At 71.9% G+C, this 26,170-nt stretch carries 26 protein-coding genes and 2 pseudogenes; 11 read left to right on the top strand and 17 right to left on the bottom strand.

Translation table 11 applies throughout. The features are described 5' to 3' along the window. The first annotated feature begins 31 nt into the window (after positions 1-31). The gene (locus OG974_RS26725; RefSeq protein WP_327285226.1) at positions 32-751 is read left to right on the top strand and encodes a PspA/IM30 family protein; all 720 of its coding nucleotides are present in this window, start codon (positions 32-34) and stop codon (positions 749-751) included. A 38-nt stretch (positions 752-789) separates the two neighbouring features. Here the strand turns inward: OG974_RS26725 and OG974_RS26720 are convergent, their stop codons facing one another. The 6 genes from OG974_RS26720 to OG974_RS26695 form a co-directional block, all read right to left on the bottom strand. Next, positions 790-3,402, bottom strand: coding sequence for a SpoIIE family protein phosphatase (locus tag OG974_RS26720; protein WP_371646916.1), 2,613 nt, complete (start codon positions 3,400-3,402; stop codon positions 790-792). Between the two features lie 158 nt (positions 3,403-3,560). Beyond that, positions 3,561-3,989: an ATP-binding protein gene (locus tag OG974_RS26715; protein WP_327285764.1), complete on the bottom strand. Its 429-nt coding sequence runs from the start codon at positions 3,987-3,989 to the stop codon at positions 3,561-3,563. Positions 3,990-4,151: 162 nt separating this feature from the next. Continuing rightward, positions 4,152-4,583, bottom strand: a complete 432-nt coding sequence (locus OG974_RS26710; RefSeq protein WP_328763546.1) for a (deoxy)nucleoside triphosphate pyrophosphohydrolase — start codon at positions 4,581-4,583, stop codon at positions 4,152-4,154. Positions 4,584-4,613: 30 nt separating this feature from the next. Then, positions 4,614-4,799: an SPOR domain-containing protein gene (locus tag OG974_RS26705; RefSeq protein WP_327285224.1), complete on the bottom strand. Its 186-nt coding sequence runs from the start codon at positions 4,797-4,799 to the stop codon at positions 4,614-4,616. A gap of 416 nt (positions 4,800-5,215) precedes the next feature. Further along, positions 5,216-5,968: a GntR family transcriptional regulator gene (locus tag OG974_RS26700; protein WP_327285223.1), complete on the bottom strand. Its 753-nt coding sequence runs from the start codon at positions 5,966-5,968 to the stop codon at positions 5,216-5,218. Positions 5,969-6,118: 150 nt separating this feature from the next. After that, positions 6,119-7,225: a DUF4190 domain-containing protein gene (locus OG974_RS26695; RefSeq protein WP_371644688.1), complete on the bottom strand. Its 1,107-nt coding sequence runs from the start codon at positions 7,223-7,225 to the stop codon at positions 6,119-6,121. A 147-nt stretch (positions 7,226-7,372) separates the two neighbouring features. Here OG974_RS26695 and OG974_RS26690 point away from each other — a divergent pair, with 147 nt between their 5' ends. The 3 genes from OG974_RS26690 (at position 7,373) to OG974_RS26680 (ending at position 10,351) form a co-directional block, all read left to right on the top strand. After that, positions 7,373-8,482: a threonine synthase gene (locus tag OG974_RS26690; RefSeq protein ID WP_371644686.1), complete on the top strand. Its 1,110-nt coding sequence runs from the start codon at positions 7,373-7,375 to the stop codon at positions 8,480-8,482. 80 nt (positions 8,483-8,562) lie between these two features. Beyond that, the gene (locus tag OG974_RS26685; RefSeq protein WP_327285220.1) at positions 8,563-9,372 is read left to right on the top strand and encodes an isocitrate lyase/phosphoenolpyruvate mutase family protein; all 810 of its coding nucleotides are present in this window, start codon (positions 8,563-8,565) and stop codon (positions 9,370-9,372) included. Positions 9,373-9,415: 43 nt separating this feature from the next. Then, a complete protein-coding gene (locus OG974_RS26680) occupies positions 9,416-10,351 on the top strand; it encodes an EamA family transporter (protein ID WP_327285219.1) in 936 nt (311 codons plus the stop codon). 40 nt (positions 10,352-10,391) lie between these two features. Here the strand turns inward: OG974_RS26680 and OG974_RS26675 are convergent, their stop codons facing one another. The 4 genes from OG974_RS26675 to OG974_RS26660 all read right to left on the bottom strand — a co-directional run bounded on the left by OG974_RS26675 (position 10,392) and on the right by OG974_RS26660 (position 14,161). Continuing rightward, entirely contained in the window at positions 10,392-11,189 is a 798-nt protein-coding gene (locus tag OG974_RS26675; protein ID WP_327285218.1) for a trypsin-like peptidase domain-containing protein, read from the bottom strand. Continuing rightward, entirely contained in the window at positions 11,186-12,286 is a 1,101-nt protein-coding gene (locus OG974_RS26670; RefSeq protein ID WP_327285217.1) for an alpha/beta hydrolase-fold protein, read from the bottom strand. The genes OG974_RS26675 and OG974_RS26670 overlap by 4 nt, the downstream gene beginning before the upstream one ends. Positions 12,287-12,461: 175 nt before the next feature. Beyond that, on the bottom strand, positions 12,462-13,559 hold the full coding sequence (locus OG974_RS26665; protein WP_371644683.1) for an alpha/beta hydrolase: 1,098 nt from the start codon (positions 13,557-13,559) through the stop codon (positions 12,462-12,464). Positions 13,560-13,723: 164 nt separating this feature from the next. Further along, positions 13,724-14,161: a MarR family transcriptional regulator gene (locus OG974_RS26660; RefSeq protein WP_327285215.1), complete on the bottom strand. Its 438-nt coding sequence runs from the start codon at positions 14,159-14,161 to the stop codon at positions 13,724-13,726. Between the two features lie 79 nt (positions 14,162-14,240). Between OG974_RS26660 and OG974_RS26655 the strand changes: the two genes are divergently transcribed. After that, positions 14,241-15,227: an SMP-30/gluconolactonase/LRE family protein gene (locus OG974_RS26655; protein ID WP_327285214.1), complete on the top strand. Its 987-nt coding sequence runs from the start codon at positions 14,241-14,243 to the stop codon at positions 15,225-15,227. Between the two features lie 30 nt (positions 15,228-15,257). On the opposite strand, the gene OG974_RS26650 is transcribed toward OG974_RS26655, so the two are convergent. Together OG974_RS26650 and OG974_RS26645 are read right to left on the bottom strand one after the other, a co-directional pair. Next, the gene (locus OG974_RS26650; protein WP_371644680.1) at positions 15,258-17,423 is read right to left on the bottom strand and encodes a DEAD/DEAH box helicase; all 2,166 of its coding nucleotides are present in this window, start codon (positions 17,421-17,423) and stop codon (positions 15,258-15,260) included. A gap of 80 nt (positions 17,424-17,503) precedes the next feature. Then, entirely contained in the window at positions 17,504-17,959 is a 456-nt protein-coding gene (locus OG974_RS26645) for a cupredoxin domain-containing protein (RefSeq protein ID WP_327285212.1), read from the bottom strand. A 161-nt stretch (positions 17,960-18,120) separates the two neighbouring features. On the opposite strand from OG974_RS26645, the gene OG974_RS26640 reads away from it, so the two are divergent. From OG974_RS26640 to OG974_RS26630, 3 genes are all read left to right on the top strand, one after another. Beyond that, complete coding sequence (locus tag OG974_RS26640; protein ID WP_327285211.1) at positions 18,121-18,690, top strand: sigma-70 family RNA polymerase sigma factor; 570 nt, start codon at positions 18,121-18,123, stop codon at positions 18,688-18,690. Then, positions 18,687-19,400 carry an anti-sigma factor domain-containing protein gene (locus OG974_RS26635; RefSeq protein WP_327285210.1) on the top strand — a complete coding sequence of 238 codons (714 nt, stop codon included), beginning with the start codon at positions 18,687-18,689 and terminating at the stop codon, positions 19,398-19,400. Before OG974_RS26640 ends, OG974_RS26635 begins: the two co-directional genes overlap by 4 nt. 83 nt (positions 19,401-19,483) lie before the next feature. Further along, positions 19,484-19,663: a hypothetical protein gene (locus OG974_RS26630; protein ID WP_327285209.1), complete on the top strand. Its 180-nt coding sequence runs from the start codon at positions 19,484-19,486 to the stop codon at positions 19,661-19,663. 63 nt (positions 19,664-19,726) lie between these two features. Here OG974_RS26630 and OG974_RS26625 read toward each other — a convergent pair whose 3' ends face one another. Both OG974_RS26625 and OG974_RS26620 read right to left on the bottom strand, forming a co-directional pair. After that, positions 19,727-20,140, bottom strand: a complete 414-nt coding sequence (locus OG974_RS26625; protein ID WP_371644678.1) for a hypothetical protein — start codon at positions 20,138-20,140, stop codon at positions 19,727-19,729. Next, positions 20,133-22,571, bottom strand: a complete 2,439-nt coding sequence (locus OG974_RS26620; protein ID WP_327285207.1) for a M36 family metallopeptidase — start codon at positions 22,569-22,571, stop codon at positions 20,133-20,135. Before OG974_RS26620 ends, OG974_RS26625 begins: the two co-directional genes overlap by 8 nt. Before the next feature lie 485 nt (positions 22,572-23,056). On the opposite strand from OG974_RS26620, the gene OG974_RS26615 reads away from it, so the two are divergent. After that, positions 23,057-23,671 (top strand): antibiotic biosynthesis monooxygenase, encoded by a 615-nt coding sequence (locus OG974_RS26615; protein WP_327285206.1) that lies wholly within the window; start codon positions 23,057-23,059, stop codon positions 23,669-23,671. Positions 23,672-23,881: 210 nt separating this feature from the next. On the opposite strand, the gene OG974_RS26610 is transcribed toward OG974_RS26615, so the two are convergent. Both OG974_RS26610 and OG974_RS26605 read right to left on the bottom strand, forming a co-directional pair. Continuing rightward, a complete protein-coding gene (locus tag OG974_RS26610) occupies positions 23,882-24,448 on the bottom strand; it encodes a hypothetical protein (RefSeq protein WP_371644676.1) in 567 nt (188 codons plus the stop codon). A 6-nt stretch (positions 24,449-24,454) separates the two neighbouring features. After that, positions 24,455-24,577: a hypothetical protein gene (locus OG974_RS26605; RefSeq protein WP_327285201.1), complete on the bottom strand. Its 123-nt coding sequence runs from the start codon at positions 24,575-24,577 to the stop codon at positions 24,455-24,457. A 376-nt stretch (positions 24,578-24,953) separates the two neighbouring features. Between OG974_RS26605 and OG974_RS26600 the strand changes: the two are divergent. Beyond that, positions 24,954-25,082, top strand: a pseudogene (locus OG974_RS26600) (type II toxin-antitoxin system prevent-host-death family antitoxin); the annotation flags it as partial. Positions 25,083-25,251: 169 nt separating this feature from the next. Here OG974_RS26600 and OG974_RS26595 read toward each other — a convergent pair. After that, positions 25,252-25,443, bottom strand: a pseudogene (locus OG974_RS26595) (Txe/YoeB family addiction module toxin); the annotation flags it as partial. Between the two features lie 107 nt (positions 25,444-25,550). Between OG974_RS26595 and OG974_RS26590 the strand changes: the two are divergent. Beyond that, positions 25,551-26,132, top strand: coding sequence for a Uma2 family endonuclease (locus tag OG974_RS26590; protein WP_327285200.1), 582 nt, complete (start codon positions 25,551-25,553; stop codon positions 26,130-26,132). Positions 26,133-26,170 lie beyond the last annotated feature (38 nt).

Below are 26,170 nucleotides of genomic sequence, written 5' to 3'. Positions count from 1 at the left end.
CCCACTCGCGTCAACCCGGGAAAGGGCACCGATGAGCAAGCAGACCGTCCTCGGCCGTGTCACCCAGCTCGCGAAGGCGAACGTCAACGCGCTGCTGGACCAGGCGGAGGACCCGCAGAAGATGCTGGACCAGCTGATCCGCGACTACACGAACAACATCTCGGAGGCGGAGCAGGCGGTCGCCACCACGATCGGCAATCTGCGGATGCTGGAGGCGGACCACAAGGAGGACGTGGAGGCGGCCGCGGAGTGGGGCGGCAAGGCGCTCGCGGCCAGCCGCAAGGCGGACGAGCTGCGGACGTCCGGCGCCACGGCGGACGCCGACAAGTTCGACAACCTGGCGAAGGTCGCCCTCGGGCGCCAGCTCCGGTCGGAGAAGGAGGCGGCGACGGCGGAGCCGACGATCGCCGCGCAGACGGAGGTCGTCGACGAGCTCAGGTCTGGACTGGACGCGATGAAGGACAAGCTGACCGAACTGACGGCGAAACGCGACGAGCTGGTGGCCCGCGCCAAGACCGCGCAGGCGCAGAACACGATGCTGGACGCGGTGAAGAACATCGACGTCATGGACCCGACGAGCGACCTGGCCCGCTTCGAGGACAAGGTCCGCCGGGAGGAGGCCAGGGCGCTCGGCAGGCAGGAGCTCGCGGCCTCCTCGCTGGACGCCCAGTTCGAGGCCCTGGACGACCTCGGCAGGACCGCGGAGGTCGAGGCGCGCCTGGCCGCGCTGAAGTCCCGCGAGGCCGCCTGAGGTTCGCCGCGGCCCCGCGGGACGGGTCAGCCGTGCGGTCAGCCGTACATGTTGAGGAGCTGTTCCGCCGACAGCTCCGAGACCGCCTCGGCCGCAGCGCCGGGGAGGGGCAGCTCGAACCAGACCGTCTTGCCGCGGTGGGTGCGGCGCGTGCCCCAGCCCGCGGACAGCATGCCGACCAGCTGGAGGCCGCGCCCGCCCTCGTCGGTGTCCCGGGCCCGGCGGCGGCGCGGCTGCACCAGGTTGCCGTCCCAGACCTCGCAGACGAGGGTGCGGTCGAGCAGCAGGCGGAGCCTGATCTCGCCCTCGCCGTACCGCAGGGCGTTCGTCACCAGTTCACTGACCAGCAGTTCGGTGGTGTCGAGTAGCCCCTCCAGGCCCCATGCCGGGAGTTTCGCCCGGGCCAACTCCCGCGCCCGGCCCACCGACCGGGCCTCGCGCGGCAGCTGCCAGTCCCCGACCGCGTCCATCGGCAGCCCTTGCACCCGCGCCATCAGCAGCGCGATGTCGTCCTCGCCGTGCCGCGTGTCCAGCGTGTTCAGCACGTGGTCGCAGACGTCCTCCAGCGGCCGCACCGGGTCGGCGAGCGCGTCCCGCAGCCCCCGCAGCCCCTCCTCCAGCGGGTGGTCCCGCGATTCCACCAGCCCGTCGGTGTACAGGGCCAGCAGGGCTCCTTCCGGGAGGTCCACCTCCACCTCCTCGAACGGCTCCCCGCCCACCCCGAGCGGCATCCCCGGCGGCACCTCCAGCAGCAGCGCGGGCCGCGGCGGGGCGCCCGGTTCCGCCGGTTCCACCAGCACCGGCGGCATGTGGCCGGCGTTGGCGATGGTGCAGCGCCGGGTCACCGGGTCGTAGACGGCGTACACGCAGGTCGCGAGGTACACCTCCGAGCGGTCCGCGTCCCGCGAGTGCAGGGCGGCCCGGGAGGCCTGCTGGGAGCCGCCGGGCGCGCCGAGCCCGCGGGCGATCTCGTCCAGCGCGGTCAGCACCTCCGCCGGCTCCAGGTCCAGCAGCGCCAGGGTCCGTACGGCGGTGCGCAGTTCGCCCATCGCGACGGCGGCCCGCAGCCCGCGGCCCATCACGTCGCCGACGACCAGGGCCGTGCGGTGCCCGGGCAGCTCGATGACGTCGAACCAGTCTCCGCCGACCTCGGTGGCCGCGTTCCCCGGCAGGTACCGGCAGGCGATGTCCAGGCCGGCGGCCTCGGGGTCCCCGGGCGGCAGCAGGCTGCGCTGGAGTATCAGCGCCCGCTCGTGCTCGCGCCGGTACAGCCGGGCGTTGTCGATGCAGACGGCGGCGCGGGCGGCGAGTTCCACGGCCACCGCCCGGTCCCGTTCGCCGAAGGGCTCGCTGCCCTTCGTACGGGAGAACTGGGCGAGCCCGACCACGGTGTCGTGGGCGACCATCGGCACGACGAGCGTGGACTGCACGAGGTCGTCCGGGCCGCCGCCCTCGATCAGCCGCGGCCGCGCGGTCCGCAGGGCCAGCGCTCCCGGCGAGGCCGCCGGATAGCGGTGGATCTCCCCCACGGAGACCAGCGCGCCCGGACCCGACAGTGGGGCGTCCGAGACCGCCGAGGCGAAGGCGACCCGCCGCAGCGGCGCGGACGGCACCCGTCCGGGACCGAGCCCGGCCGGGAGCGGGGGCACGCCGGGCCCGTGCGGCCGGGCGGGCCGGTCGTCGTCGCCGAGCAGCAGCCCCTGGTAGAGGTCGACGGCGGCGAGGTCGCAGAAGCCCGGCACGGTCACGTCGAGCAGTTCGCGGGCGGTGGTCTCCAGGTCGAGGGAGTTCCCGATGCGGTGCCCGGCCTCGTTGAGCAGGGCGAGATTGCGCCGGACCCCGGCGGCCTCGCGGGCGGCGAGGTGGCGGCGGGTGACGTCGGTGCCGAGGCCCGCGACGCCGATGGGGCGGCCGGTGCCGCCGTGGAGGCGGTAGAGGTTGATGGACCAGTGGCGCTTCTCCCGGCTACCGGGGGCGGCGCCGGTGATCTGGAGGTCGGTGACGGAATGGCCGGTCTCCAGGACCCTTCGCAGGGCCTCGGTCATCCGGTCGGCCTCCTGGGGCGGCAGGTAGTCGTGGACGGTGCGGCCGCGGTGTTCCTCGACGGCGCCGCCGAATACGGTCGCGAAACGGCGGTTGGCCCGCTGCACGGTGAGGTCCGTTCCGAAGAGCAGGAAACCGAAAGGAGATTGGCCGAAAATCGCCTGCGAAGCTGCCAGGTCGGATTCGATCCGGCGCAGCGCGCGTACGTCGACCACGACGCACAGGGCGGCCCGCTCGGCGGTCTCCGTCTGGGTGGGCATCACGTAGATCTCGGCCACGCCGTGCGCGCCGTCCCCGCCGGGGATGCGGAAGGGGACGAGGCCGGTCCATTCCTTGCCGTCGAGGATCTCGGCCACCCGTCGGTGCCCGCCGGCGCGCAGCTCCGGCGGCATGAAGGCGTCCACCGGGTCCCGGCCCACGGCCTGCGCGGCGGTCAGCCCGAACAGGTCCTCGGCGCGCAGGCTCCACTGGTCGATGAGCCCGTCGGGTCCGATGGAGAAGGACGCAACCTTTATGTAGTCATATATCGAGCCAGGCGGGCTGCTGTGCCACAGGGAGTCGTGCCATGTCTCCCCGGGCACACGGGCCTGATGTGCCTGCGCAGGTATCTCGCTCACGCGACCGTCCCCTCCAGCTCACCGCAACCGGACCGGCCATGACCGAAGTATTCAGCACCACGGCCCCGCACGGCACGGCGTTCACGATCACAAAAAGGTCCCGACTATTTCGAGCCATGCCCTGTGATCGTCGGCCATCCTTCACCTTGTTACTCACCAGGAAGTGCCAACTCGAACCACACGGTCTTGCCCGATTTCCCGTGCCGGGTTCCCCAGCGCTGCGCCGAGACGGCCACCAGATGGAGCCCCCGGCCACCCTCGTCGTCCGGCTGCGCGACCCGTTCGCGGGGCGGATCCGGAAGCGGATCGGAAACCTCCACCAGCAGCGCGGCGCCCCCCGCCACGCTCTCACTGGCCGGATCGCGCCGCACCAGCCGGACCCCGATGGGGCCGGAGGCGTACCGCAGCGAATTGGTGACCAGCTCGCTGACCAGCAGGACGGTGACATCGCCGACGGAGTCCAGGCCCCAGGAGCTGAGCGTGCCGCGTACGGCGTGGCGTGCGGTGCGGACGGCGCCGGGCTCTGCGGGGAAGGCCCACTCGGCGCATTCACCGTCTGTGTCGATCACGCCGATCACTTCCCGGGCCGGCAACGACCCCAGTCCGATTCAGCAGGGACAGAGCCACGAGGGGCAGTACACGATTGGGACTAATAGCGACATACCCGATATTCGAGGCGTCGTACCACCCGATCCTCCCGCACCGGCGCACTGTGGCGCAGACGGCCCAGTGTGCGCGCGTCACGCGCCCCCGTGCGACCTGGTGTGCCGCTCATCGCGCTCGGCGCGCAGCCGGTGTCCGGCCTCGGCCACCGCCGGCCGGTCCTGGTCGAGCCAGTCCACCGAGTCGAGCTCCTCCGGCCCGAGCCAGCGCAGCTCGTCGTGGTCCTCCAGCGGCACGGGCTCGCCGGACAGCAGCCGGGCGGTCCACACCTGCAGCACGAGCCCCGGCCGCACCGGCCACTCCCCCGGAATCCGCTCCAGCGGCTCGGCTTCCACGCCGAGCTCCTCGCGCAGTTCGCGGACGAGGGCCTCGGGGACCGACTCGCCCGGCTCGGTCTTGCCGCCGGGCAGCTCCCAGCGTCCGGCCACTTCGGGGGGTGCACTGCGGCGGGCGGCCAGCAGGCGGCCCTCATGACAAAGGGCTCCGCCCACGACCACTCGTACCGTCATGGGGCGGAGCCTATGTCACAGCGGGAGCGCTCAGTTCGTCGTGGCGGTCTGGCCGATCCGCTCGACCCAGTACAGCTGCTTGTGGCCCCTGTCTTCGAGGCTGTCGACGACCTTCTGGGCCTCGGCCCGGGTGGGGTAGCGGCCCACCCGGTAGCAGTTGCCGTTGTCGTCCTGACGTATGACCAGCCATGGGAGCAGGGCACCGCTGTCGTTCATCGCGTTTCACCCTCCGCCGATGTACCTGCCCAGGAAACCGCATTGCGCATATGCCCGAGCTTACGCCCGACCTTTACGGAGCGGATACGGTTTTTTACGAAGAGGTACCTCACGGCGTACGCATCCGGCCACGCGTACGAGCGGGCCGTGCGCGCCGGTTCGGACCCGGCGCGCTCCGGGACGGGGCGCGCGGCCAATCGCGCGGTCAACGGGCCGGGAACGAGGGCGAGTCCGGCCGCGGAACGGGCGGCGAAGGGGGAGCGGACCCCGGCACGGGAGCCGAACGGCCCGAAGAAGGCGAGGAACCGGGCGGCGGGGGCGATCACCATCGCGCCGAAACCCGCCGGGTCCATGACGTCCCGTCATATGTCACACCTCGGCCGCTCCCCAGGGACACGTCACCCGGGGAGCGCCGCTCAACGGACGGGCAAGTGGTACGACAGGCGGTAGCGGTCCGCCGGGACCACCACGTCGGCGGTCTCGACCGCCAGCCCGGACGCGAAGTACGTACGGCCGATCACCAGGACCACGTGCCCCGGGACCCCGCCCAGCAGCATGATCTCCTCCGCCAGGCCCGGCCGCGCTCCGACCTCCTCCACCACGTTGTCGACGACGACGTCGATCGCGGCCATCCGGTCGACGACCCCCGAGCCTCCGAGCGGCCCCTCCTCGGGCAGCATCACGGGGGTCCGGCCGGTGACCGCGAGCGGCTCCCAGGAGGTCGAAAGCATCATCGCCTCCCCCGTATCACGGAACACGTACCGCGTCCGCATGACACGCTCGCCCGGCTCGATGCCGAGCCGCTTGGCGATCTCCGCCGGCGCCACCACCTGCTCGCTGCTGGACTCCCACGTCCCGCGGACCCCGGCCTCCGCCTGCTCCTGCCGGAAAGGCGTCGACACCCCGCCCGTGCGGTATCCCGAGCGCGCGACCCGCCGCGGCACGGGTTGCTCCCGTACGTACGTACCCGACCCGGACCGGCCCTCGACGAGCCCCTCCGCCATGAGGACCTTGCGCGCCTCCAGCGCCACCGTGTCGGAGACCCCGTACTCCTCGCGGATCCGGGCCTGCGAGGGGAGCCGGGCGTGCGGGGGCAGGGACCCATCGACGATCTTCCGTCGCAGATCCCCGGCGACGCGCAGATAGGCCGGCTGCTCACCGAAAGTCACTGGCCACTCCCATCAGGTTGACAGACAGCTACACCCTGGCAACCGTCGGTTGTGGACCGCAAGCAAGGGCCAGAGTTTCACCCGAAGTGATGAAGCCAGGTCACTGAAACCCGTTACCGCGCGTTACCTGCGGCTATCCTCGTCGGCCCCTCAGGTCGCGGCCGAACCGGACCCGTCCGAGTCGCCGCCCGACTGCTCCGCCAGCCATTCCGGCACCGTCGTCGCCAGACCGTACGCCCCGCGCAGCGCCTTCTCCGTGCGCACGGACACAGCCCCCGTGGCCTCGTCCCACGCTGCCTTGAACTCGGCCGGCTTCGTCGCCCTGGCCGCCCGCTGCCACCCCGCGCGCGCCGCCTCGACCTCCTTGAGCTGCGCCCGCGCCGGCCCGGCAAGCTCCGGCCGCTGTTTCGCCCCGTCCAGCAGCGACGCCTCCGCGGCCAGCGCGACGTCCACCGCGCGGGCCCAGTCCAGGTACTGCGGCAGCGCCTCGTCGATGTCCTCCTCGGGCTCGCCGCCCAACGCCAGGTCGGCCTCGTTCATCACCCGCAGGAAGGCCACCTGGTGCGGCTCCAGCGTTCCGGCGTCCTTGCGCAGGCTGCCGCGGTGCTCCTCCTCCGCCGTGCCGATGACGCAGAGCAAGCGCCGGTCGCCGGCGCTCCACGACTCGCGCGTGGGCGCGAAGTAGAACATGTCCGCGTACGGGGGCAGCGCCCACGTATCCATCGCGTAGGCGTCCTGCGCCTTCCAACACGCCTGCGTGGCGGCCCTCCGCAGCTCGGGCACCCCGGGGAAGGCGCCGCCGCCGAGCCGGGTCGAGGAGGTGACCTCCCCCTGGTGCACCTCGGTGCAGGCGATCCGGTAGATGAACGGGCTCTCGGCGAGCAGGTCACCGCCGGGGACGTTGAAGCAGTCACCCGCGCGCATGTCGTCCACGGGGGTCAACTCGCCGTCGGCGCCTTCGAACCGCTGGAGCGTGTCCAGCCGGTCGAACAGCCGCCCCGCCACCTGGTCCGTGACGAGGACGACGGCCACGGTCATCACGAGGGAAACGATCAGGCCCGTGATCGCGAGCGCCCTGCCCCGCTCCCCCTTCCGCCCGATCTGCACGAGCGCCACGATCGCGAAGACGGCACCGAGCGGCGGCAGGCACAGCAGCCCGACCAGCAGCGACGCCAGCGCGAAGCCGTTGAGCGCGGGCTCCCCGTACGCCGGCTGCGGGGTCGGAGCGGACCAGTGGGGCGGCGGCGGGGTGCTCACGGGGCAAGGGGCTCCATCACAGCGGGGGCGCGAACGAATGCGCGAAATAGTACGCAGCGGGTGCGGCCGCCGTAACGGTCGCCCCCGGGACGAACGCGTAACATCCGTGCCATACAACGGCCATGAATGAGCAAAGGTGCTCTGCACATGACGCACGCACTGCCCGGCTACGTCTGCCCCGAGGACTCCACGCGCGCGGACGCCCGGACGGCCCCCTGGTGTTGCCCCCTGTGCGGCGGACCGTGGGACCTCGACTTCGCACCCGATCCGGCCGGCCCGCTCGAACCGGCCGCCGGACCCAACTCGCTCTGGCGGTTCGGTTCCGCGCTGCCGCTGCCGGGGGCGTTCTCCGTGACGCTGTCGGAGGGGAACACCCCGCTGGTCCCGCTCGCGGAGCGCGTTCACGCCAAGCTCGACTTCCTGATGCCCACGCTGTCCTTCAAGGACCGCGGCGCCGTGATGCTCGCGGAACTGGCCCGGCGACTGGCCCCGGAACGGGTGGTCGCGGACAGCAGCGGGAACGCGGGGACCGCCGTGGCCGCGTACTGCGCGCGCGCCGGACTGAAGTGCGAGGTATTCGTGCCCGAGGGCACCTCGCAGAAGAAGACGGAGCAGATGCGGGCGCACGGCGCGGCGGTCCGCTTCGTACCGGGCGGCCGGGAGGCCACCGCGCTGGCGGCCCGCGCCGCCGCCGACCTCCCCGGGGTCTTCTACGCGAGCCACGTCTTCAACCCGTACTTCCTGCACGGGACGAAGACGTACGTGTACGAGGTGTGGGAGGAGCTCGGCGGCCGCCTCCCCGAGACCCTCGTCGTCCCCGTCGGCAACGGCACGCTGCTGCTGGGGGCGGCCCTGGCGGTCTCGGAGCTCGCCCGCCGCGGCGTGAAACCGCCCGCGCTGATCGCGGTCCAGGCCGAAGCGGTGTCCCCGCTGGCCACGGCCTTCGCAGCGGGTGCAAAGGACGCCGCCCCGGTGGAACAGCTGCCCACGCTCGCCGACGGGATCGCGATCCCGGCCCCGCCGCGGGCCCGGCAGATCCTGGCCGCGGTCCGCGCGTCCGGCGGCACCTTCCTGACGGTCCCGGAAGAGGCCCTGCGCGCGGCCCGCCGGGACCTGGCGCAGCGCGGCCTGTTCGTGGAACCCACGGCAGCGGCCTGCTGGGCGGCGGTCGGCCCCCTGGCCACCACCGACCCCCTCCAGGGCCGCACGACGGTCCTGCCCCTGTGCGGAGCAGGCCTCAAGGCGGGGTGGGAGTAGGCCGGGCAAGGGCGCCGCGCCGACACCTCCGCGTCGGAAAACCGCCAGCCGGGTACGGGGCCGTCTGGTGAACTGGGACCATGACCAACACCGTTGATCTCGCCCGCCGGTTCACCGCGCTCCACGACCCCGCCGCGCCGCTGGCCCTGGCCAATGCCTGGGACGTCGTCAGTGCCCGTCTCGTCGAGGCCGCCGGGGCGCCCGCCGTGGCCACCACCAGTGCCGGTGTCGCCTGGTCCCTCGGCGCGCCCGACGGGGACGCCCTGACCCGTGACCGTGCCCTCGACCTCGTCTCCCGGGTGGTCGCCGCCATCTCCGTCCCGGTCACCGCCGACATCGAAGGCGGTTTCGGCGCCGACCCGGCCGGCGTCGCCGAGACCGTCTCCGGGGTGCTCGCCGCCGGCGCGGTCGGCGTCAACATCGAGGACGGCACCCGGGCCGCCGCCGATCACGCGGAGCGGGTGGCCGCGGCCCGGGCCGCCGCCGACACCGCCGGGGTCCCGCTGTTCATCAACGCCCGCATCGACACCTTCCTCTTCGGCCTCGGGGAGGAGGAGCACCGCCTCGACGAGACCCTCGCCCGCGCCGCCTCCTACCTCCGCGCGGGCGCCAGCGGCATCTTCGTCCCCGGTGTCACCGACCCGGCCACCGTCCGCGAGCTCGCCAAGGGCATCGACGCGCCGCTCAACGTCCTCGCCGGCCCCGGCGCGCCGTCCGTCGCCGAGCTCGGAGCCCTCGGCGCGGCCCGCGTCAGCCTCGGCTCCTCGGTCGCGTCGGCCGCCTACGACGTGGTCCGCCGCGCCGCCGAGGAGCTGATCGCGGGTGGTACGTACACCGCGCTCGACGCGTCACTCCCGTACGGGGAGCTGAACGCCCTACTCAAGGGCTGATATTCGGGGAGCGTGTACGCGCCAACGAACCTAGGATCCGGTCATGCGCACCCCGGAGACCGCCGAGAGCAAGCCGCCGCAATCCGCCGCCCGCAGGGTCACGGGCGCCGTGTGGGTCGCGCTCGCCCTCGTCTACGTCCTCTGGGGTTCCACCTACCTCGGCATCCGGGTCGTCGTCCGGACCATGCCGCCGTTCCTGTCCGCCGGAACCCGCTTCATCGCGGCCGGCCTGCTGCTGCTCGGCCTCGTCGCCTGGCGGTACGGGCCGGCCGCGCTCCGGGCCACGCGTGCGCAGGCCGGTGCGGCGGTCCTGGTCGGCCTGCTGCTGGTGCTCGGCGGCAACGGCCTCGTCGTGCTCGCGGAGACCTCGATCCCGTCCGGCCTGGCCGCGCTGCTCGTCGCGGCCGTGCCGATGTGGCTGGTGGTGCTGCGGACCGCCACCGGCGACCGGCCGGCGCTGCGCACCCTCGGCGGCGTACTGCTGGGTTTCGGGGGGCTCGCGGTACTGACCAGCCCGGGCATCAGCGGCGCGGTGCGGCTCTGGGGCGTGCTGCTGGTGCTGGCGGGGTCCGTGCTCTGGTCGCTGGGCTCGTTCGCCGCGTCGAAGCTGTCGCTGCCGGGCAACCCGTTCACGGGCAGCGCGTACCAGATGCTCGCCGGCGGGACCGGCGGCATCGTCGTCGGGTTGCTGCGCGGCGAGCACCACGGGCTGGACTGGGCCGGTTTCTCCACCGCCTCCTGGCTGGCTCTGGGCTACCTCATCGTCTTCGGCTCGCTGGTCGCCTTCACGGCCTACGCGTGGCTGCTGCAGTCGGCGCCGCTGTCACTGGTCGCCACGTACGCGTACGTCAATCCGGTCGTCGCCGTCGCGCTGGGGGCGCTGATCCTCGACGAGGCCCTGACCGTCCCGATCCTGATCGGCGGCGCGATCGTCGTCCTCGCGGTATGCGTGATCGTCAGCACCGAGCGCAGGCAGTAGCGGAGGCGGTCCGGCGCCGGGGCCGGGCCCGGGCCCGGCGTCAGTCCCGCGCGGCCTGCTCGTACAGCGCCTTGGCCTTCTCGTCGAAGAGCGCAGCCGTGGAGTCCACGTCCGTGTTCCCGCCGCTCAGCACCCCGATCAGCCGCCCCGGGTTCCCCGGACCGCCGCGGTCGGCGATCCACGGGCTCCCGCTGGTGCCCGTCCAGAAGCCCGCGCAGCTGATGTAGAGCATCGCGGGGTCCTCCTGGTCGTGGCTGGTCTGGGTGGTGCAGGAGACGGGCTTGTTCTGCGGGTTGCGGTCCGACTCCGGATAGCCGACGACCGTCACGTCGCGCTCGTACCCGGAGGTCCAGTCGGGCTTGGGTGCCTCCGCGGCGCCGCCGACCGCCTGCTGCACGGTGCGGCCGTCCTCGTCCGGCTCGATGCTGAGGAACGCGAAATCGGCGGTGTCCTCCCCCCATTTGATCCAGCGCTCGTCCACGTGGACCGCGCGGACCTTCCACACCCCGAGGGGCTGGCGGCCCACGCCCTCGCCGGTGAAGGCGGGGGCGAAGGAGAGGTCACCGATGGCCCGCCCGTCGTGCGCGACCGCACCGGGCGCGCCGTCCTCGCCGGCCGGGGCCACACAGTGCGCGGCGGTCGCGACGACCGTGCCCTTCGGGCTGTCGACGACGCTCGCCGTGCACCAGTGCTCCCCGTTGGCCATGAGCACGCCGACGCCGGGGAAGGGGTGCACCGCGTTCGCATCCCCGTCCGTCGCCTTGAGGAAGCCGACGGCAAGCATCGCCGCCACTCCGGCGACGGCCGCCGCGGACGCACCCTTGGCCACTGCGTTCATCGCACGGCGGGGTCTGGGGTCGGCGCCAGCATGACCTTGCTGATCCACTCCAGAGCGCCCTCCCTCATACCGCGCACGTACGACTTCCCATTGTGCTCACCATCCTGGATCACCTGGAGCGTGGTGTGCACGGGGCCCTTCCCGTACTCGCTCATGAACTTCTCGGCCTTCTCGCGGCCGGTCTCCTTCGTGCCGATCTGGAAGTTGATGTAGACGTCCGGACCACCCTCCTTGATCAGCTTCCCGGCGAGCTTCTCGGGGTTGTTCTCGTCCATGGCCTGCGTGTTCCCCTTCCACAGCGGGGAGTCGGGGACGATGTCGACCCCGCTCGCGATGGCCGCCTTGAAGCGGTCGGGGTACTTCAGGACGTGCTTGAAGGCGCCGAACCCGCCCGCCGAGGAGCCCATGAAGGCCCAGCCGTCGCGGGAGGTGAAGGTCCGGAAATTGGCCCTCGTGAAATCCGGGATGTCTTCGACCATCCAGGTGCCCATCTTCGGCTCGCCGGGGATGTCCGAGGCGTCGAAGTGGTGCTTGGTGTCGGCGTTGTGCACCGGCATGATCAGGATGAAGGGCAGGCTCGTACCGGCCTTCGCCCCGTCACTCACCGCCTTTTCCAGGCCGAGGCCCGGGCCCGTTCCCCAGTAGTTCGTGGGGTAGCCCCGACCGCCCGGCAGGGAGATCAGGACCGGGAAGGCGCTCTTGGCGTACTTCGGCTCGTCGTACTGCTTCGGCACCCACACCCACACGTCACCGGTGAACCCGGACTTCGCGCCGGTCAGGGTGGTCCGGCCGATCTGGGTGCCGTCGGGCAGCCGGTAGGTCCGCACGAAGGCGGCCTTCGGCCCGGTCGGCATCCTCACCCCCGGCCCGATGTCCGCGGCCGCGGCCGACTGCTGGACCTTCCCGAACGACACCGGATCCCCTATGTCCGAGAAGAGCCCGTACTGGTAGGCGGCGGCGCCCCCGGCGGCGAGTACGAATGCCAGCGCACCGCTGATCAGGAGCCTGCGCAGGCGCTTGGGACGGCGGCGGCCCGTGGTCAGCGGGCCTTCCTCGGCCAGGAGGCCGCCATCGCTCTGAAGCTGGTCATGCTGCACGGATTTGTCCCGTTCCTTCTCCGGCGCTCCCGAAGAGCGCGGGTCGGACCGATCGGTCCCCCTTACACCCCTTACAGAGGTGTCAACGATCGGATGGGTTGCCTGGGACCGGCGGGACGTGGTGCGTGCCACGCGGGTCCCGGGCTCCGTGCATAAGGCCTGCTCAGCCGGAGGCTCAGCCGGTCGCGGGCTGCGGCCCCTTGAGCACCTTGCTGATCCACTCCAGGGAGCCTTCCTTCATGCCCCGGACGTAGTGCCAGCCGTTGTGCTCGCCGTTCTGGATGTCGCGGATGGTCATCTTGACGGGGCCCTTGCCGAACTGCTGTTGGAATTTGACCATCCGGTCCTTCCCGGTCTCCTTGGTGCCGACCTGGAAGTTGATGTAGACCTCGGGGCCGTTGGCGTCGATCAGCTTCTTGGCGAGCTTCTCGGGATCGTTCGCGTCCATCTCCGCCTGGTGGCCCTTCCACAACGGGGAGTCGGGGACGATCTCGCCGCCGCTGGCGATCACGGCCTTGAAGCGGTCCGGGTACTGCAGGACGGTCTTCATGCCGACGAAGGCGCCGGACGACGAGCCCATGAAGGCCCAGCCGTCGCGGGACTTGTACGTACGGAAGTTGGCCTTGGTGAAGGCCGGGACGTCCTCCGCGATCCAGGTGCCCATCTTCGGCTGGCCGGGGATGTCGGCGCCGTCGTAGTAGTACCTGGCGTCCGGGTTGAGCACCGGCATGATCACGATGAACGGCAGGCTGGTGCCGGCCTGGACGCCCTCGGTGATGGCCTTCTGGAGTCCGAGGCTGCGGTCGGACCAGTAGTTGCTCGGGAAGCCGTTGCCGCCGGGAAGGGCGATCAGCACCGGAAAGGCGCTCTTCTCGTACTTCGCCTCGCCGTACTCCTTGGGCGTCCAGACCCAGACGTCGCCCTCGAAACCGGACTTCGCGCCCGCGAGCCGGGTCTTCGCGATGACCGTGCCGTCGTCCAGCTTGGCGGTCTGCTTGAAGTCGGACTTCGGGCCGGTCGGCAGGGCCACGTCCGGATCGCCGCTGGGCGAGGCGGAGGGCGAGGGCGCACCCGGGGACGACTTGCCGGCGTCGGGTGCGGCTGAGGCGGAGGCGGAGGCGGGAGCCTTACCGAAGCTCACGGAGCCGCCGTTGCCGGAGAACCATTCGAGTTTCCAGGCGGCGAAGCCGGCGCCGCCGAGCAGGAGCGCGAAGGCGACGGCGGCGGATATCCACATCGCGCGCCGGGAGCGCCTGGGCGGGTACTGATGCACGAACTTCGCTCCGAACGGTCGTGACCGCCCCCGGTGGGGACAGAACGGCTGACTTCTCCTTGGTCCTGATGTGCGAATCCTGCGGACAGTTCCAAGACCGGGCAAAACATGGCCGGGATCTCACGCGTCCGAAAACGCCGACGACAGGATCCGCCTCCGGCGGCTCACCGCTGGGCGTCGAGCGCCTCCGCGCACCGCCCGAGCAGGCTGATCAGCTGCTCGCGCTCCGCCTGCGAGAACGCGGCGGCCAGCGCCCGCTCCACCCGTACGGCGCCGGAGTCGGCGAGCTCCATGGCGGCCCGGCCCTCCTCCGTCAGTCGGGTTTCGAGCACGTTGCGGTGCCATTCGTGCGCGGTCCGCTCGATGAGCCCGCGCTCCTGGAGGTTTTTCAGCACGGTGTTCATGGTCGGCGGCGTCACCCCGCACAGGCGGGCGAGCGCGGCCGCGGAGATGCCCGGCTTCTCGGCGAGCCAGAGCAGCGCGGCGTACTGGGGAACCGTCACTGCGGCGGGCTTGAGGGCGGCGTTCTTGGCCGCGAGGAGCGCCTGCTCGGCGCGCTTGACGTGCGAGCCGATGCGCTCCTCGGGAGGCATGGAGGTCATCCCTGCATCCTAAGGCCCTTGCATGCATTAGAGCTCTAACTTACATTCGTGCTCACCTACACGAAAGAGGACACCTGCTGTGCTGAAGAAGCTCCTGCCCGTCACGCTCCTGACCCTGGCCACCGCACTCACCCTGGGCACGGCCCCGGCGGCGCAGGCCGCCCAGGCCGCCCAGGGTTCCGACGGGCACTTTTCCACGGCCTTCACGCTCCCCGGCGCAAAGGTCTATCCGGAGGGCATAGCCACCGACCCCCGCAACCAGACCGTCTACGTCGGCTCGTACGCGGACGGCACCGTCTACCGGGCCCGCCCCGGCCGGCACACCGCCGAGGTGTTCCTGCCCGCCGGGACCGACGGCCGCCACACCGCGAACGGCCTGCGCGTCGACGCCCGCGGCCGGCTGTGGGTCACCGACTCCACCTCCGGGGTCGCCGTCTACGACACCGCGTCCGGCAAGCGCCTGGCCCACTTCGAGGTCCCGGGGGCCGCCCCGTTCTTCGTCAACGACCTGACCATCACCCCGGACGGCACCGCCTACCTGACGGACAGCCTCGGCGCGCTCGTCTACCGCGTCACCCCGGCCCAGCTCGCGGCCGGCTCGGGCCCGCTGACCGCCGCGTACGACCTGCACGAGCACCTCACCCCGTACCCGGGGCGCACCGTCAGCCTCAACGGGATCGCCTCGGACCCGGCGGGCCGCTTCCTCCTGGCCGTGGACATGATCGCGGGCGACCTCCACCGCATCGACCTGCGCACCGGCGCGATCTCCCGCGTCGCCCTCCAGGGCGGCGACCTCACCCACGCCGACGGCCTCGACCTCGCTCCCGACGGCACCCTGCGGGTGGCCCACAACATCACCAACACCCTGACCCGCTGGCACCTCAGCCCCGACGGCACCCGGGCCCGGCTGACCCGGACGATCACGGACCCGTCCCTGCAGATCCCGACCACGCTGAGCCACACCCCGGGCCGCACGCTCGTGGTCCGCTCCCAGTTCGACAAGGGCGGCCCCATGGGCCCGGGTACGCCGACGACCTTCACGGTCGCCTCGGTCCGCGGGCTCTGACCCTTCACGCGCCGCTCGCACGGCTCGGGTTCAGCGGGCGGCGCCGAGCCGCGCCTGCTCCTCCTCGACGATGCGCCGGGCCAGCGAGGTGTCCGAGACGTCGACCGCCTCGGGAGCCGCCTCCGCCACCGCGCTGCGCCGGGCGTACGCGTCGAAGAGCCGCGCCTTGCGCTCCAGCACCTCCAGCATCCGCTGGTCCACCCCGTCGGTGGCCAGCAGCCGGTGCACCCGTACCGCGCGCACCTGCCCCATCCGGTGCGCACGGGCCACCGCCTGCTGCTCCATCGTCGGTTTGACCTGTGGCTCGCAGAGGATCACCACGGACGCCGCCTGGAGGTTGATCCCCGTCCCGCCCGCCTCGATCTGGGCGAGCAGCACCGCGTGCCCGGCCGCCGCGCCGAAGCCGTCGATCAGCCGCTGGCGGCGGGCGGGCGGCACGCTCCCGGAGATCGGCCCGAAGAGGCGGCCTCCGGGCTGCTGCGGGCCGAGCGCCTCCCCGACCACCCCGAGCACCTCGCGGAAGGCGGAGAACACCACGACCTTCAGCCCGTTGGCGGCGGCCTCCGCCACCAACTCGCACAGCCGGTGCAGCTTCGCCGACCGCTTCGGCTCCGCGTACGCGGCCCTGCGCATCGCCATGAAGTTCCCGGCCCGTACCGCCGCCCGGTAGGCGTCCCGGTCGGCCGCACTGAGCTCCTCCCACTCGTCGGTCCACTGGAGCTCGGGGAGTTCGGCGAGCACGTCGCGCTGGTTGCGCCGCAGGTACGCGGGGGCCACCGCCTTGCGGAACGCCCTGGAGCCGGCGACCGTGTCGACGTCGCCGATGCCGGAGGCCGCCTCGGGCTGCAGGATCCGTACGAGACTGCGGAACTCCGAGACCCGGTTCTCCATCGGGGTGCCGGTGAGGAAGAGGACGTACGCACATCGGGCGGCCCAGGCCGCGACCGCCAGGGAGCGCTGCGCCTGCGGGTTCTTGACGTGGTGCGCCTCGTCCACGACGAGCATCCCCAGCTCGTCGGCGGCGAGTTCGGGGAACCCGGTCAGCGCCTGGAAGGTCGTCACGGCCACTCCGCCCCCACCCCGCCAGTCCGCGAAGGCGTCGTGCCGGCCGGGTCCGTGGAGGGCGACCGCGCGCAGGGTGCTGCGCGCCTCGATCTCCCGGGTCCAGTTGATCAGGACGCCGGCCGGGCAGACGACGAGGAAGTGGCGTCGGCCCTGCGCGGCCAGGTGCGCGAGCACGGCCAGCGCCTGGATCGTCTTGCCGAGCCCCATCTCGTCACCGAGGATCACCCGCCGCTGCGCGAGCGCGAAGCGGGCGCCGAAGGACTGGTAGCCGCGCAGCGAGACCCGGCTGTGCGTGCCGTCGAGGGCCTGGGCGCGGACCCGTTCGGCGAGTGCGTCGGGCAGGAACCCCTGGGCGGCGGCCGGGTCGGGGCCGCCCCCGGCCCGCTCGGTGAGCTCTGCGAGCAGGCCGTAGTACTCGGCGGAGCGCAGCTCGAAGTCGACCCAGGCCGCCGCCTCGTCGGCGGGGCCGCGCAGCAGGTCGACCGAGGCCTGCCCGAGCAGGACGGGCACCCCGTCGGCCGCGGCCCGCTCGGTCTGCCGGCCGATCCCGGTGAGGGCGGCCAGCGCCCGCTCCCGCCGCTCCCGTCCCGCGAACCACATCCGCAGCCGGCCGGCGGCGGGCCTGGCGTCGTCGAGCAGCGGCCCGAGTCCGGTGTCCAGCTCCGTGGCCGCCTCGACGGCCCGGCGGGCGTCGGGCCCGGCCTCGACGAGCAGTTGGAGGGCGGCCACCAGGGCGGTGGTCCGGGGCTGCGGGTGGTCCACGTCCAGGTGCACGGCGACGGTCTCCCCGACCGCCTCCGCGAGCTGCCGCGCCGCGCCGAGCGCCTGGTCGGCGGTCTGCTGCCCGACCCCGGGGATCTGCCGGAGCCCGTGGCGCCCCGCGTCCAGTACCCGCTGCACGGTGTCGAGGCCGGCCGCCTCGATGGCGGCCACGCGCAGCCGCCCCTCGGTGACGTGGGTCAGCCGGTCGACGGGGATCCGACGCAGCTCGGAGCGGGCGAGTTCCGCGTGGAGCGGAGCCCAGGCCTCCCGTACCGCGTCGACGGCCCGCCGGTGGTCGGCCAGCAGCGCGGCGGCCGCCGTGTGCAGCGTCTCGCCCGCGTCGATCACCTCGGCCGCCCTGCGCCGCATGCCCCTCACCCCTCGACTGCTCGCGGCAGCACCGGGTAACGACTGCACGCAACCGCAACCTACCGCCCGGGGCGGGACGCTCAGTAGCCGTTCATGGCGCCTCCGACGGTGATCTCCGTCTTCATGCCGAGGTCCTTGTGCCCGTCGACGGGGCAGTAGACCTCGTACTTACCGTCCTTGAGGGTGACGCCGAGGGTCCCGCTCGCTCCCGGCGCCAGGGTCTTGGAGCGGTGTTCTCCGCCCGGTCCTTCGATCTCCAGGGCGTGGTCGTGGTGGCCGGTGTTCCTGATGGTGAACGTGTAGGGCCCGGCCGTGAACGTCGTCCGGGACAGGGCGATGTGGAAGTCGCTCAGGTCCGCCGTGACCTGGGTCGCGGCCGGTGTGGGTGCGGCGGGTGTGGCGGCGGGCGCGGGGGGCGCCGCGGCTCCGCTCCCGGTTCCGTAGGTGCCGCCCCCGCAGGCGGCGAGCAGTCCCGCCAGTGCTCCGGCCGCCAACCCCAGTCCTGCGCGGCCGGTCCGGGTGAGTGTTCCTGTCATGACTCGGCCCTCCGGTGTGTCCGTACCGACGGGATACGGCCGAACGGCGCCGGGGGATTGAGGACGGGGTCGCAGGACGGGAGGAGAATGAAGGGGTGTTTCCCCATGAACCGGGACCAATCCATTCGGGGAGGCCGACCGTATCCTCTGATGTGCAGAGAATGGGCCTCCCGCTCGGGCGTGCACCGGACGAGGCATTGCTGTCGGGCCTGGCGACGGGTGATCCCGAGATCGCCGTCGCATTCGTGCGCCGCTTCCAGCGCACGGTCTTCGGCGTGGCCATCGCCGTGGTCGGCGATGCGCAGCTCGCCGAGGACATCGCACAACAAACGTTCGAGCGGGCGTGGCAGCACGCGCAGGTCTACGACTCGCGGCGCGGATCGGTACGGACCTGGCTCACGGCGATCGCGCACCACCTGGCGATCGACGCCGTCCGGGCCCGCCGGGCCAATCCGGTCGCACCCGAGGACCTGGAGGCCCTCCTCGACATCGTGACGGAGACCCCCGAACAGCACGCGGTCGCCGCCGAGACGTCGGCCGGGATCCGGGCGGCCGTGGCGGCCCTGCCCCGGGAGCAGGCCCGCGCCCTGGTGATGGCGGGCATCTACGGGCTGACCGCGCAGCAGATCGCCGACATGGAGCAGATACCGCTGGGGACGGCCAAGACACGGATCCGGACTGCGATGCACAAGCTGCGCAGGACCTTGGGGGCCGAGGAGAGCCGGCGATGAGCGAGATGACCTGCGAGCAGCTGAAGGAGGTCGACGCCGAGCTGGCGTTGGGCATCGTTCCGGCCCGGGAGCGCGCCCGTGCGGTCGCCCACCTGGACCACTGCCCCGGCTGCCGGGGACACGTCGAGCAGCTGGCCCTGGTCGGCGACGGGCTGCTCGCCCTGCTGCCGGGCACGGAGCCCCCAGTCGGCTTCGAGAGCCGGGTCACCGCCGCCCTCCAGCCGACCCCGCCCCCCGCCCCGGAGGCCGCGCCGACGCGGGCGCCCGGCCGGCGGTGGCTGCTGCGGCCCAAGGTCGCGGCCGTGGCGGCTGCCCTGGCCGTGGCCTGCGGGTTCGGCGGCTGGGCAGCGGGTACGGCGATCGAGCAGGCCGCGGCGCCCCTGTCCCCGACGGCCCGCGCGAACGCCCAGCTGCTCCAGGCGCCGCTGATCACGAACGGCCGGGAGGTGGGCCGGGTCTTCGCCCATCCGGGCACGCAGGGCTGGGTGTACATGTCGGTGGACCTGGAGAAGCCGATGCCCGAGGTCAGCTGCGTCCTCGACCACACGGACGGCACGATGACCCGCCTCGGGACGTTCTCGCTCCAGGACGGCTACGGCTACTGGGTCGCGACGACCGACGTGAACGCCACGACCCTCGCGGGCGCCCGGCTCCTCACCCCGGAGGGCTCGGTCCTCGCGGCGGCCCACTTCACCCAGCCGATCACCTAGGGTGACGTTCTGACGTGCGTGAGTGACCGCCTGGTGCCAGGGTGGTGCTCGTCCCCCTCACCCTCTTCGAGGAGCGAACCGGCATGGCCAAGAAGCAACCGCCCCAGGACAAGGCCAACAAGCTCAAGGAGCAGGCCAAGCAGAAGTCGCAGGAAGCCAGGCAGCCGATGGACCCCATGTCCGAGGACATGGACCGGGAGGACATGGGCATGGAGATGCCCGAGGACCGCCCCCGCCCGTCGCGCTCCCCGCGCAGCTCCTAGCCCCGGCCCCGCCACCTGCCCCGACCGGCCCGGCAGGGCCGGTCGCCGGTCGGGGGGTGGTGGTCAGGGGACGGTGAGGGTCAGGGTGGCCGGGGGGCCGGTGGGGCGGGGGGCCGAGATGCGGGTGGTGCCCGGGCGGACCGCGCGGAGCTCCCATTCACGGTGGCCCGTGCCCGTCACGTTGTCGATGCGGATCAGCAGCACCGAGTCGCCCCGGGCTGTGGGTTCGGGCCCTCCCTCCGGGAGGGGCAGGCGCAGGCGGGCCGTCTGTCCGACCGCGAGCCGCCCCGTGAAGCCGTCGTCGGCGGCGGTGAGTACGCGGCCCTGCGCCGACGTCGGCGCCCCGACCCCCGTGGCACCCGTGGCTCCCGTACCGCCCGGTTCGCGGGATCCGTTCTGCGGCGGATGCGCCACCCCGCCCCCGCACCCGGTGAAGAGCGCGAGGGCGGCGAGGCACACCAGGCGTCGGTCAGCCACCGTCACGCCCGTTGAACCGCAGCAGTACGTCGACCTGGTTCAGCAGCTGGTTCCGCGTCGACGCCGGGTTGTTGTAGACCGCCTCGGCGTTGGCCATCGCCGCCCCGAAGGGGCCGGCCCCGTCGCCCCGGTCGACCGTGGCGGTCAGCGGGTCGAGCCAGCCCGGGTCGCTGATCTTGCCCGTGACGGTGACCGGGCCGTTCTCGCCGGCCGGGGGGACCGGCTGGAGGGTGACGGCCGGTGCGGCCTTCGCGACGGTGACCGTCGTCGTGTCGGTGTCGGTGTTGCCGGCGGTGTCCGTCACCCGCAACCCGACGGTGGAAACGCCGTCCTGGCCCACCGCGTCGAAGGTGGTGGTGACCCCGGTGGCGTCGTCGTACTCGCCGTCGTTGTCGAGGTCCCACTCGTACGCCGACAGGCTCCCCGACGACCCCGCGGTCCCTCGGGCGGAGCCGGAGGCGTCGAGCGTGAGGTTCTTGCCCTCGTCCATCGTGTACGAGCCGCCCGCATTCGCGGTCGGGAGGCAGGCTGCCGGGGCGGTCTCGTCGGCCGTCACGGTGTTCTGGTCGGCGCTCGACGCGGCGTTGGCACCCATGCCGCGACCGGCGAAGATCCGCCACAGCAGGCACTGGTTGGCGCCGCCGCTGTCGGTCATGTCGGCGGCCAGGATGCCGTCGCGCGCATCGAGGTAGCTCGGCGCGGCGACGGTGTTCTTCATGCCGTCGATGACGAGCTGCTCGGTGAACGCGACCCCCTTCGCCTCTCGGATGTCGTACATCGTCGCGGCCCAGACCTCACCGTTGCGGTGCACGCCGCGGGCCGGCCGGAAGGCGCCCCACTTCTCGGTGGACGTGTCGTAGGCCTGCGTGCGGATGCCGGTGGAGGCGTTGCCCGTGACGTACTCGCCGACCACCGCGTCGCCCCACTTGAGGAAAGAGATCGTGTCGCTCCACCCCTCTCCGAGGGCGCCGGTCTGGGCGCCGCCGCCGAGGTGGCCGCCGCCGACGAGGCGACTGGAGACCCCGTGGCCGTACTCGTGCGCGATCACGTCGCCGTCGAGCGACCCGTCGCGCCACGGCCGGTCCGGCGGCTCCCACATGTACATCTGCATGCGGGGGCTGGCGCCGTCGGTGGGCGTGCCGAAGTTCGCGTTGTTCTCACACCGGACCGCGTTCGGCGGCATGGCGCCGTCCAGGCAGCCGAGGTCCCAGCCGTCCTGGGCCTCAGCCAGCACGGGGTCGTTGCCCGTGCCTCCGCGGCCGAAGTTGTTGACCTGGAAGTTGCGCGACGCCTCGTCGAAGCCCAGGCCGTAGAGGTAGTCGTGCATCACGTTGGTGTAGTAGAAGAGCTGCGTGATGACGGGGTTCACGTCCGCGTCGAGGTTGGCCTGCGTCCCGCTGGCATTGGTGCGCCAGGCGTCGCCGAACGTGTAGGTGAAGTGCTGGTAGTTCGGGTCGCCGCTGGCCGGGGACTGCGGCCGCAGGGCGTCGTTCCCGGTGTCCGGGACCGTGTTGTCGCCGTCCTCGTCCCGGTACGCGTTGGCGTTGTTGCCCTGCGTCAGCCGGTCAGTCACCCAGGAGCCGTCACGGCCGGTGAACGGCGTGACCGTACGGGTGGCGCCGCTGATCTCCGGGTGCTGCGCCGTGAAGACGGTCCCCTCCGGACCGGCGTGGTGGTACCGGCTCTCGCGGCTCAGCAGCCGGCCGTCGGCGGCGTCGACCACCGTCTCGTACCAGGAGGTGCCCGAGACCTCGATGTCGGTGAGCCACGCCGGGCGCAGCTCACGCCCGCTGTCGGTGGGGAACCACACCAGCTCCGCGGTCACGTCGTTGGGCTTCGTCAGCCGTTTCGCGTAGACGTTCTTGAACTTCTGCCGGCCCTTGTCACGGTTGTCCGTGCCGGTCATCTCGCGCTGGGCCCGCGCGCCCTGGGCCTCGGCGGCGTGGTCGAGGGCCTGCTTGGCCGTCAGCTCGACGCTGCCGGCCGGTTCGGCGGTCACGACGGCGCCGCCGAGGATGACCAGGCGGCCGCGCTCGTCGACGGTGGCGGTGAGCAGCCCGCCGTGGACGCGCATGCCGTCGATGCTCTGACCGAGCGTCACCTGCCGGGCGCCGTTGTGCTTCGTGGGGTAGGAGGAGACGACGACGAGCTGTGCGGCCTGCGCGGCGGTCAGGCCGAACTCCCCGCGGTGCTCGCGTACGTACGCGAGCGCGACGTACTCGGGGGCCTGCTTGGAGGGCGGGGTCAGGTACCCGCCGGAGTTGAAGATCATCCGGGCGTGACCCGTCGCGGGATCACGTCGTACGGTCGGATCCGCGGGATCGGCGGCGCCCGGCGGCGCGGCGGCGGCCAGTCCCGGGGCCAGAGCCAGCAACAGGCTGGTGGTGGTCACCGCGGTCCACAACTGCGTGCGGAATCGCCATCTGGTCACGGCCTGAGCCTCCAAACGCCCACGCTCCCCCGAGCCTGCTGTTGAGACCGCGTGCGCTCCGTGAACATACTCAGCGAGATCCACACGTCAACGAGGCTCTCCGCCCGCCCCGCCCGGATCGCCCGCACCGGGCTACGCCCGGCGCGACGCGCAGGGCCTCGACGCTTCCTGAACTCCGCTCACCACACATCGGGCTGGCGCACCACCATGCCCTTCGCGCGGATCGCCGCCGTGGTCGACGTGGCCACTGGACGGACCCCGCGCACCGTGCCCCCACAACCCGGCCCCGGCCCGGGCCCGGAGCCCGGAGCCGGGTGCTCCGCGGGCTCCTCGTCCAGCGGCTCCGCGGGAAGCCACGAGCTCCCGGCGACGGCCCGCCCCTTCACCTGATTGCCCCCGCCGCGTTGCCCCCCGTCCGCCCTGACCATCGCATGGAGTGGGGAACACGGGCCCGCACGGGCCACCGGCAGGCAGGAAAGGGCGCTATGTACGTTCGCAGCATCTATGCAACGGGTGATCCGGCCGAGCTCGACGGGGTCGCCGAGGCGCTCCGGACCGAGGGCCGCGAGCTGCTGTCGGCACAGCCGGGCTTTCGCGGGATGGGGGTGTTCGTCGACCGCGAGATCGGCAAGCTCCTGGTGGGGTCGTGGTGGGAGGACGAGGCCTCCCGGCAGGCGAGCTACGAGAACCTGAGCGAGCGGCGGGCCGAGATGATGGCACCGTTCGCGCAGACCATGACGGTCGACAACTGGGAAGCGGCGGTCGCCCGGCGTGCGGACACCCTCGGGCCCGGCGCAGTGTTCCGGCTGGTCCGCATCGACGTCGAGCCGTCCGGCATCGACCTGCTGGTGGACACGTTCCGAGACACCTCGCTCCCCGGGGTCCAGAAGATCCCCGGACTGGCCGGCCTCTCCCTGCTCATCGACCGCGGCCGGGGCAGGGCCGCGATCGGCGCGCTCTACACCGACCGCGACGCACTCACGGCGTCCCGTGGCGCCGTCGCGGCGGTCCGCGGAGAGATCACGGCGAAGGCCCGCGTGAGCACCAGCAGCGTCGAGGAATTCGAGGTGGTCCTCGCCACGGCGGTCCCCCACGCCTGACCCGGCGCCCCTCGCACGCCCCCACCGGACAAGGAGCCCGCGGCCCGTCCACGGTTCGAGAGCGGCCCGGAAACGAGGACTACGTCCTGGAGATCCGGGTCACCTGACCCGTCCGGAGATCGAGGGCCGGCGTACGCGGCTGAGGACCCTCGCGGACAACGAAACGGGGCGAGGCGGCTGACCTGGACGGGATGACGTTGCCTCAGAGGCTCACTTCTCCGTCTTCGGCCAGTAGAAGGAGAGGTCGATGAACGTCGGCTTCTCCTCGTCGAAGGAGTACAGCAGGGATGCGTCGATGTACGGCGTTCCCGGCGTGTGCTTCGCGGGAGACATGCCGCTGGTGGACACCACCTCCTCGTGCCCGGCCTCGCGGCCGCCGGTCCGCTGCTTGTACCAGCGGTCCACGTTCACGGTGTCCATCGACAGCTCCTTGGCCAGCTCCTTCGCGGCCCGGTAGGCGTCATCGGTGCTCATCTTCGGATAAATGATGTGCACCGACTCGACAGTGCCGGTGTCCGGGTCCGCGTCGAGCCGGAGCATGCGCTTTCCGGTGAGGTGAATTCCGCCGGAGAACGTGATGTCGTACTCGGCCGAGGAGATTTCCCAGGTACTCCGGCTCCTGCCGGACCAGTTGACGTCCGATTCGGTATGGCGGTGACTCAGGTCCCATTTCACGGAACTGGGCTCCTCCCGGGCCATGTACAGGTAACCGGGAAGAAGCAGTGCGGCCGAGACGGCCGCGAAGGTGATGACGAGGGGCCGGGCGCGGTACGGCATCCTGGATCAGCCCTCGCCGTTGAGCGTGATGCGCCGGAACTCCTTGGCGCGCTCGTTCAACGGCAGGGCGATGAGCCGCTTCGCTTCCGCCGGATTGTCGCGGAGAAGAAGTTGATAGGCAGGCAGCATGTCGTCCGAAATCCAATCCCAGCGGTCGTCGGTGCAACAGGGCGGGCAGGATGGTCTTCTGCTCCCGTGCGAGGAGATCCTGGTTCCCGTTGGAGGGGCGAGGCGTACACCTTCGGCCGAGTCCCTTTGAAGTGTCCCAGGTGGTGGGGTCGACGTCCGTCGCGATCATCGCCTTGGCCATCTGGCGGGCCATCGCCGTGTCCGAAACGTCGGCCGCGTCCGGCGTCGACTCGGCGACCGCGCTGCGGCGTGCGTACGCGTCGGACGGTCGGGTCTTGATCACGACGGAGGCGGCCTGCATGTTGAGCCCCACCCCCGGCGCCGACCGTGGCCCGAAGCTGTTGTGTGCACATGGCACACTCGGCACCCTTGAGGCATGACTCAGCCGCTGCCCATGGAGTCCATCCGCGACGTACGCGCCCACTTGGCCGAGGTCGTCGAACGGGCCGACCGCGACGACGTGCCCACTGTCATCACCCGTCGCGGCAAGCAGGTCGCCGCCGTGGCCTGACCTGCTTTCTCGCAGGTCAGGCCGTTTACCCATGTCCGATCAGACCTTGAAGCGGAACGTCGAGTGCAGAGCTCCCGCCTGCGGAAACGGCCTTTTCGAGGAGGTCATCCCAGCACCATCCCAGCACGGGAGGGCATCCCAGCACATACCGAGCACTCAGCGATCAGTAGCGATATCGGGCAGCGAGGACGACGATCTCCTTGTCCGTCACCAGGTAGGCGAGGCGGTGCTCGTCGTCGATCCGCCGCGACCACGCCCCGGGCAGGTGGTACTTCAAGGGTTCGGGCTTGCCGATCCCTGAGAACGGGTCACGCCTGACGTCCTCGATGAGCTTGTTGATCCGGGCGAGCATCTTGCCGGACGCTAGGCAGGTAGCTGGTTACAGGGTGGAAAGTTGCCGAAAATCATCCGGCTGAGATCGTTGGCTCTCCAGCCTGAGCTTCGGGCCGCTACCGTGAATCCATGACCGCACTGCCCGACTGGATGCGCCCGCCGCGCGCGGAAGGCTGGTTCGCGGAGGACCTCGACCGCCTCCCCGAGGCGCCCCGCCACACCGAGCTGATCGACGGGGCCCTCGTCTTCATGAAGGCGCCCCAGAGGTGGTGGCATGGCCACCTCGTCACGATGCTCACGGTCGCACTCATGGAGCAGGTGCCCGCCGACACCAGAGTCGGCCGCGAGATGACCATCAAGCTCGACCCGCGCAACCGTCCCGAACCGGACCTGCTGGTGACGACGGCCGACTTCGACGGTGACCGCACCTGGTTCGCACCAGAGGACGTCCAACTCGTCATCGAAGTCGTCTCCCCCGAGTCCGCCCATCGCGATCGCACAGTAAAGCTCCGCAAGTACGCGGAGGCCGGCATCCCGCACTACTGGTGCATCGAGGACGAAGACGGGGCACCCGTCGTCCACGTCTACGAGCTCGACGAACCCACCGGCGCATACGCGCCCGCCGGGATCTTCCGAGGCACCCTCCAGCGCTCCGTGCCCTTCGAGGTCAGCCTGGACCTCGACAAGCTGACACCGCCCCGAAGAAGCTGAAAAGTCAGCACCAATCCAGCACGGTACGAGTTCATCCA

Origin of the sequence: Streptomyces sp. NBC_00597 (assembly GCF_041431095.1) — a bacterium.
GTDB lineage: Bacteria > Actinomycetota > Actinomycetes > Streptomycetales > Streptomycetaceae > Streptomyces.
This window is presented reverse-complemented; position numbering and strand designations above follow the sequence as displayed.